Source organism: Rhodococcus sp. UFZ-B548 (assembly GCF_903819475.1).
Taxonomy (GTDB): domain Bacteria; phylum Actinomycetota; class Actinomycetes; order Mycobacteriales; family Mycobacteriaceae; genus Rhodococcus_F; species Rhodococcus_F erythropolis.
Genome location: NZ_CAIJDS010000109.1, coordinates 1 through 7,805, shown reverse-complemented (window position 1 = coordinate 7,805; position 7,805 = coordinate 1). Strand labels below are relative to the sequence as shown.

The 7,805-nt window shown below is 56.0% G+C and carries 4 protein-coding genes and 1 pseudogene; 1 reads left to right on the top strand and 4 read right to left on the bottom strand.

The window, feature by feature from the left end:
* Nucleotides 1-168: 168 nt before the first annotated feature.
* Nucleotides 169-1,317, bottom strand: a complete 1,149-nt coding sequence (gene rffA / locus H7C86_RS36270; RefSeq protein WP_182263458.1) for a dTDP-4-amino-4,6-dideoxygalactose transaminase — start codon at nt 1,315-1,317, stop codon at nt 169-171.
* A gap of 391 nt (nt 1,318-1,708) precedes the next feature.
* Between rffA and H7C86_RS37820 the strand changes: the two are divergent.
* Nucleotides 1,709-2,129, top strand: a pseudogene (locus H7C86_RS37820) (IS3 family transposase); the annotation flags it as partial.
* A gap of 253 nt (nt 2,130-2,382) precedes the next feature.
* Here the strand turns inward: H7C86_RS37820 and H7C86_RS36260 are convergent.
* The 3 genes from H7C86_RS36260 to H7C86_RS36250 all read right to left on the bottom strand — a co-directional run bounded on the left by H7C86_RS36260 (nt 2,383) and on the right by H7C86_RS36250 (nt 7,101).
* Nucleotides 2,383-2,877: a hypothetical protein gene (locus H7C86_RS36260; protein ID WP_182263456.1), complete on the bottom strand. Its 495-nt coding sequence runs from the start codon at nt 2,875-2,877 to the stop codon at nt 2,383-2,385.
* A 341-nt stretch (nt 2,878-3,218) separates the two neighbouring features.
* Nucleotides 3,219-5,444, bottom strand: coding sequence for a glycosyltransferase family 4 protein (locus H7C86_RS36255; protein WP_182263455.1), 2,226 nt, complete (start codon nt 5,442-5,444; stop codon nt 3,219-3,221).
* Between the two features lie 547 nt (nt 5,445-5,991).
* The gene (locus H7C86_RS36250) at nt 5,992-7,101 is read right to left on the bottom strand and encodes a glycosyltransferase (RefSeq protein ID WP_182263459.1); all 1,110 of its coding nucleotides are present in this window, start codon (nt 7,099-7,101) and stop codon (nt 5,992-5,994) included.
* Between the last annotated feature and the right edge of the window lie 704 nt (nt 7,102-7,805).

The window sequence follows — 7,805 nt, the reverse complement described above, 5'->3', positions numbered from 1 at the left end:
TTATCGGACACGAAAGTCACACAGACACTGGACTTCTACACAGGGACCCAACCAGGCTGGTAGACGGTCTTGAGACGCTCGAGGAATGAGGGCTGTGAGACACAGTAGGTCTTCGTTTGTGACTTCGAGTTCGTTCTCGTAGAGAGTCGCTTTGAGAGATTGCGGCAGTCAGACGCTGGCGCGAAAGCTTGTGACGCCTCGAACAACCCGATCGATATGTGAGTCGTCCATACTCGCCCACAGTGGCAATCGGATCAGACGAGACGAGAAGTCCATGCTTCTGACGCATGGCGTCGGTGTGCGTCCGAATTTATAGCCTGCAGGGCTCGTATCGAGTGGAAGGTAGTGGAACGGTGCTGAAATTCCCAGTGTTCGAAGGTGGCTGATCAAGTCGTCACGGTCCTGTTCTATCGCAGTCAGCATGTAGAACAGATGTGCAGTATGTTCATGATCGGCAGGTACCGACATCAATTGCACGCGGTTCGCAGTAGCCCATTCAGGGAGCGCACGAGAATACGCATCCCAAACGTAGCGCCTTCTGGATTGGATGATATCGAATTCGTCAAGTTGGGAACTAAGCACCGCCGCATTGAATTCACTCGGAAGGTAGCTCGATCCAAGGTCCTGCCAGGTGTACTTGTCCACCGATCCACGTAGGAATCTGGCTCGGTCGGTGCCCTTCTCCCGGATCATCTCCGCGCGCGACATTAAAACCTGGTCGCTGATCAGAATGGCGCCACCTTCGCCACAATGAATGTTCTTGGTGTCATGGAAGCTCAGAGTGCCCATCACTCCCATTGTGCCTAACTTCCTACCTCGCCAAGTGCCTCCAAGGCCGTGCGCATTGTCTTCGACTATAGGAAGTCCGTATTGCTCGGACAGGGAGAGTAATGCCTCCATATCGGCTGCGACACCCCCATAGTGCATGACGTAAATCGCCTTGGTTCGAGAAGTGATCGCCGCGGCGACCGAGTCGGGGTCGATATTTCCTGTGGAAGCATCAATGTCCACGAATACACAAGTTGCGCCGCGCAAGGCCACAGAGTCTGCTGCGGAGGGAAACGTGAAGCTAGGGATAATTACTTCGTCTCCGACACCGAAGTCAAGTAACAAGCCGGCCATTTCGAGGGCATGTGTGCATGAGGTCGTCAACAGCATATGCGGCGCCCCGGTTATCAACTTGAGCTTGGTGGTAGCAGCGGCGGTGAAGGGACCGTCTCCGTGGGCATGATCGGAGAGCAGTACTGCCTCAATGTTCGCCAATGACTCCTTCGTGCGATACGGCCTGCTGAACGGAATCGTGGTTTCATACTGCATTCGCCAGCACTCCAATCGGGATAATCAATACAGGTACACCACAGGACTTCGATGGACTGCCCGGTTGGGCATCGCGGGCCGAGTTACCTCTGTGAGCGAGCATTTTCACGTTCCACCTGTCGCACTTGGCATCTTAGACCGAAAAAACTACATCAACACCCGGATAACAGTCCCAATTCGACAGCACCGAGTAGCCACAGCGATTCGTGCACGTTATCACTGGTGTGCGGTTGAGCAGACGCCGGGCCGTTTCAATTCCAGTCCAATCACGAACTAGCTGTTGTGGGTATGGACGTTGCCGACGCGGGACTGAAGAAGTAGACGGGCTGGTCCTCGGCGCCAGAATGGGAATTGCGAAATATCCGTCCTCGACCAAGCATGACCAGTCAGGAAAACGGTCGCGGCGATTCTGACGGACCTCAAGGTGACGCGTTCGCACTCACGTCCGCGGGTATCGAACTACATTTCATTTTCGGAGTCGTTGTTCAAGACGTTGAAATGCGGGCCGACGTTTCCTGAGCGGTTCGGATGCTACTTGCGCAAGGGAATTCATGGATGGCTTCACTAACTGGTACAACCATGAGCATCGGCCGACCGGGATCAGCTTGCACACTCCCGCCGATGATCACTTCGGACTCGCGCCCGGAAAGGCAGCTGACCGCAGAAGTGTCCTCGTTGCAGCTCGCGAGCAACACCCTCACCGTTTGGGCACCACAGCCGTGCCGAAAATTCTTGACCTACCCGACAGCTGGATCAACCGACCAGCCGCCGAATCCAAGTCCGCAGAGGACTCCGAAACCGCAGCCGCTTGACACCTACTGGACTCAACCGCCTTGACAAGTTCCGGTCAGCTGATGAGGGTCATGCCAAGCACTTTGGGACAAGCCTGTATCGGACCACGACCTCGCGACAACGAGGTCGTGGCAGGTTTCCAATTAAGCCACCGAAGCAAGTCTGGACCGGCGTCTCCGCCACAACGGAGTGGACAAAACCCGGTAAGTGCGCCCCGAAGGAGCAAAAGCGATTCATGAGTCACGCGCCGCTGTAGCGACGACACCTATTCTGTCAGCCACCCGCTGGCGGGCCATCAACAACACCTAGATGCGGTTCAGGCACGTCACGAAGAATGTCGCATTTCTTCTTGTAACTAGGATTTTCCGGATCATACAAAGCGGCTTCATCGTATACAGCCTTAAGGGCACTGAGGCCGATGATATTCAGTGGCGATCCAAAGAAATCGAAGCACTCGAAATGATGTTTTCCAGGGTGATACAACTCGATAGAATCCAATTCAATCTTGGAATCTCCCTTGAGTAGAGTTAGGGAACGCCACTCAGAATCGAAGCTGTGCTCGATTCCCCTGTCGTTGAGTATTGTCAAGACACTCTCAAGGCATGCATCTGGCACAAGAAAATCCATGTCGTTCACAGGAATACTTTCATCCCCGGTGTAATGACGGACGGCAAGACTACCATAGATAATAGGTTTGACACCTACCTCGTCGCAGATTGACAGCACCTCTTCACAGAATGATTTGAAACGTAGCAGTGAATTATCCACTAATTTCCCTTTGAGAATTGAGAAGGCCAGACACAGGATCTATGAGCCTTTCTTCGACTTGGACAGAATTCGACTGCTACCGGCGATGAAAGTGAACGGTGACCTCGACACGGTGCAGCCGAGTCCGAAGCCTGTCACTACTACTTCGCTTACCCGTCTTGGCACCCATTGAGGCATCTGAACGGGTCAGCTTGGGTTGACTACTGTTTACCTTCACCAGTTTTCGACTATTCCTGCAACTTGCACTGTGGATCCTTGAAGAGTTTCTACTCGTGACTGTCGACTACCTTTTCGACGATCCCCGGCAGCGCCTCTACCTGACAGTGACTGAACACCTGACGTCATCGGCGCACGAGTTCCAGAAAAAGATCCTTGTATTCCGTTGCGTAGCCTTGCCCGTCGAAACTGCGTGACGCGCTGCGGCTTTGTGCGGACATTTCCGAGAGTTCCGTCTCGCTGCACTCCAGCGCACGACACAGTCCTTCCCTGAGTTGCGATCCGCAACGCGGTTCGAACAGCCATCCAGTGGAACCGTCCGAGACAACCTCGGCCGTACCGAAAATGTCGGTGGCAAGTATGGGCAGGCCGAAAGCCATGCCCTCGAGGAATGTGCGTGGGAGCGATTCGCTATCTGATGCATTGACCAGAATATCGGCGCATGCGTACCACCGGTAGTGATCCGGATCGACGTCGATAACATGCACGGAATCTTCTATCCCGAGTTCAGCGACACGTCGCTTGACTGCGATACCGTAGGCCGTCGGAACATAGCCCACCAGAACGAGTTTCGCGTTCGGGAATTCGTCGAGAACGGTAGCGAATTCATTCACGAGCGGGATTTGGGCTTTACGTTCGGTGAGGGTGCCCATGCAGAGAAGAACACGGTCGGCCGGGGAGAAGCCGAACGCTCGACGAATCGCATCCCGGTCATGTGTCTGCTCGTATTGCGTAATCTTGTCCAGCTCGATTCCGTAACGGATGCAGCGTGTCCTTGCAGCCGGTTCCATCTGCTGAAGCATCTCACGCGTCGCTTCCGATTCGAAGATCACAGCATCAGCCGTTGTCAGCGCGACGCGAAGTCGTTCAACGACTTCTTCCGGCATCTCTGCTCGGCGATCTCCCCACAAGAGGCGGTTGAACACGTCGATGCCAAATGACTCGTGAATCACCCATACGGACGGCAGACCGAGCGCCGACGCGGCCTCGACCCCGATGAACTGTCCCATTGTGTTGACCATAACGACGTCACAGCGCCACGCCAGCAGCACACTGCTCAGCTCGGCGACGCGATCGACGTATCGGCGAGCATCGGAAGGTGGATCCGAACCGATGTGCACCGCGATGCCCGCCTCCTCCAGAGCCGTCCTCATGACACCGTCTTCGGGGCAGATCACCATGAAGTCCGCGACGCCGGCAGCCGTCAGGCGAAGCAGCAGTTCTTCCAGGTAGAGCTCTGCGCCGCCGATACTCAGCGAATGCGTAAAGATGCAGATCCGCGGCCTAACCGAGGGTTCACGTACCGGCACCTCGAAGTCACGGGCAAAGGCGGCTTTCGGCAGCTCCGCCGGCTGTGCCGGTTGTACAACTGTGAAGGTGACCGGCGTCGAGTTCCAGATCTTCCCCGACCGACCGACCGCGCGCACTTTCAACGTGATCTGGTCGGTCGCAGCAGTCCCCCGTATCGCCACCAACTCGTAATACCCAGCACCGAAATCCTGAGCCACCACTGCATCCACGAGATCGGGGCGAGGATCGCACCGGCGAGCCCGAATCGGCGGTTGATCGTCGATACAGATTTCGATGACGTCGGCGGCCTGTCCGTCGATCACCACCCATCCGTTGACCTGAACGACCGGTCCTGCAATAACCGCTCCAGAGCAGGGCTCGTCGACGCTGCCATCCGTTACCGCAACGTCCTCGACAGCTCCCGATACCAATAAGTCACCGCCATCCACCACAACGACGTCCTCAACGACCGGTCCCGCAATAACCGCTCCGGAGCAGGGTTCGTCGAGGCTGCCATCCCTTACCTCAACGTCCTCGACAACCCCCGACACCAATAAATCATCACCGCCATCGATTACAACGACGTCTGTTTCACACTGGTCGCCGGAATCCTCTGTGGGTAGAACACGGATCGTCCATCGCCCGAAGGAACGTCGGGATCTGGCCGTGACTGCGACGACCTCGAGGACCTCACCGGCCCAGGACGGAGACACCTCCAGGTCGAACGACCAACCACTCTTTGCCGCGAAGTCTCCAACAGCCTCAGCTACGTCGGGGCGGTACAAGATCGGGACTGCAAGTGCAAGTAACTTCCCGCTGAGGCGCACCGCGACGTCGACGCTTTCATCCTCGGAGGCGGCCCAGCCGGAGATAGTCAAAATCCCCGGGGGCGTCGATATCTCCGGCTCCTCGACCGCATCGAGTTCCCAATACCCCAAAATGGACGCAGACGACGAGATTGGACGACCGAATCGCCGAGTCCCGCCTCGCAGTCGCTCCATCTCCTGTCCGACACGATTGGATACCCGTCGCAGAATCTTTGCCTCGATATCTAGAGCCATGTGCGGAACGATAACTTATCGTCCGAGGGGTGCCGGATCGGCAACACAATCAAAGGTTCGGGCACCGCATATGACCTGCAACGCCCTCGCCGATCTACGAGCACTGATGATGTGGCACCCTATGGAACCGAACTTCCCTCTTGCGAAATAATTCGGCTGGCATTGCGGAATGCAATGACTCTTCAACTTTGTGCGGGCAAACAGTATGAAAACTGATCTGCGCGACCAGTTGTATGTGGGTGCCGTAAGCGTAACCGCCGAGCCGCGTTCTCGCGTGCCGAGCGTTTCGCGGTTCTTGACCAAACCTGTTGTATCCTTCGGCCCGCGCACGAACGCGTTGATCTCCTGCCCAACCACTTATCCACCGTTGTCGCCAACGTCAACAGTTCAAGAATGTTCGCGTCGGCGCGCACCACACAAGAAAAGTCAATCGCACGATCGGACAGGTCCAGACGAACACGACTCCTGATCAGTGTCGGATACGCCGAAGCCGGCAACACGTATAGTCGAAGCCGAATCGATCCGACACTGATCGAACGAGCAACACTCAATCACCGTCGCCCCTGGACATAGCACGCAGAGTTTTCTCATAGGTGGCACATACACCCTCCCATGTGTAGGCAGCGCCCTGACGCTCCAACACTTTCGCCCGCAGATTCGCCTGGAGCGCCTTGTCGGAAAGCACTATTTCCAATTGTCTTGCAATAGCAGAAGACTCGGGCTCGACGAATACTCCAGCCTCCCCGAGCACCTCACGGTTGAACGCAGTGTCTCGCGCCACTACTGGCGCCCCGCAGGCCATCGCCTGAACCAATGCGGGGTTGGTCCCACCGACGCTGTGCCCATGGAAGTACACCCCAGCGTGTTCGAACAACGAGAATAGATACTTATCGTCATTGATATGACCGAGCCAGTGGATCCGATCAGACCCGGCTGAGAGCGACTCAGCCCGATTGTCGAATTCGCCGCCATATCCGGACGAGCCCACAATGACCACAGTCCAACGATGACTTAGTAATTCCGCAGCGGCAAAGAACTCCTCGATGGAATTCTCCGGCACAAATCTCGCAACCATCAGTGCATACGACCCTGATTCGAGTTCATTGCGCGGAGCTGACTTCTCGGGGATTGTACCGCCGTAAGGTATGAAGACTCCGTCTCGTTTGAAGTCTGCCTGCCATCTCTCCCCGAGCGCTTGAGAGTCATATACCAATTGATCGCCGAAACGTGCGGTCAACGAAGCACCTGTACGGAATACCGCCTTGGCCTGCCTGCTCCATTTCGCCCGTTCCCATTCGATACCGTCGACATTGACCAAAGTCGGGATGCCGCGCGCCTTGAGCAAGGGTAACCAGTAGCCATTTGCCACGTTCATCACGAAAGCAACATCCGGGCGCTTCCACGCGGCATGCGCTACCGAACTTAGTCCGTAGGACAGGGTGCTCAATGTCCTGGTCTCGATACCGACCGTTGTGACGGATCGCACCCGCGGATCATGCTCACTCCCAGTCAGATCCGTTGTCCCGTCACGTCCGTAGACGGTCACGTCCCAACCACAGTCGGCCAGATAGGGAGAAAGACGCCGAACCAGGGTTTCAAAACCGCCATAGTAGCTCGGATAGCCTCTGCTGCCGATAATCGCCACTGACCTGGTCATCCAATTTCCTCTTGATTCCTGAGCATGCGCATCGCGCATGAATTGGCATAGTCGCTTGCTCCTGGATTCGCACGAAAATGCCGATAGTGTGAAATTCCTGATCGCAATTGCATCCGGAACCGAGCCTGCACTCGCTTTCGAAGACATGATTCAAGCCCTGAGGTGTTGCCAGCCGAGCGCATGCGTGGTCCCTAACCCCGACCAGGCACCAGCCCACAGCCCCTTGTGTTACGACATGACTTCCCTCCGCGGGATCTCCCCGCCCCTCAGAACCGAGTTCCGGCTTACCCAGTCCGAAACCAGGCCCTGCACTTCACTTGCCGTGTACTTCACTACTCAACTAGCTGATTGATTGCACCGATGGACGCTACGTCGTTCCAATTGAAAAAACCAGCGCGAAATTGTCCGATTTTGGAGGTTTAAGATCCGAAAGTGCAGTACTGCCTTGTCGAACCAACCGTCACGACTGCTAGAAATACCCACTGCCAGCGCATTCATAGGCAACTCGCACGCAATCCGCATAGTGATCACACGGCCAAGAACCCTGATTTAGTCATGAAGTCAAAAATGTGACTTTCGTCCCTCTTGCGAGGAGATGACGTTTCAATGCCAACCCCGCGGAGCCGCGACGCGCCTGTCACATTGTCTACTAGTTGTTGTGGGTATGGACGTTGCTGACGCTGGATTGAAGTAGACGGGCTGGC

What these genes read in the sequence shown, in the direction of transcription:
- rffA (WP_182263458.1), bottom strand. Translation starts at nt 1,317, where the DNA reads ATGCAGTATGAAACCACGATTCCGTTCAGCAGGCCGTATCGCACGAAG.
- H7C86_RS36255 (WP_182263455.1), bottom strand. Translation starts at nt 5,444, where the DNA reads ATGGCTCTAGATATCGAGGCAAAGATTCTGCGACGGGTATCCAATCGT.
- H7C86_RS36250 (WP_182263459.1), bottom strand. Translation starts at nt 7,101, where the DNA reads ATGACCAGGTCAGTGGCGATTATCGGCAGCAGAGGCTATCCGAGCTAC.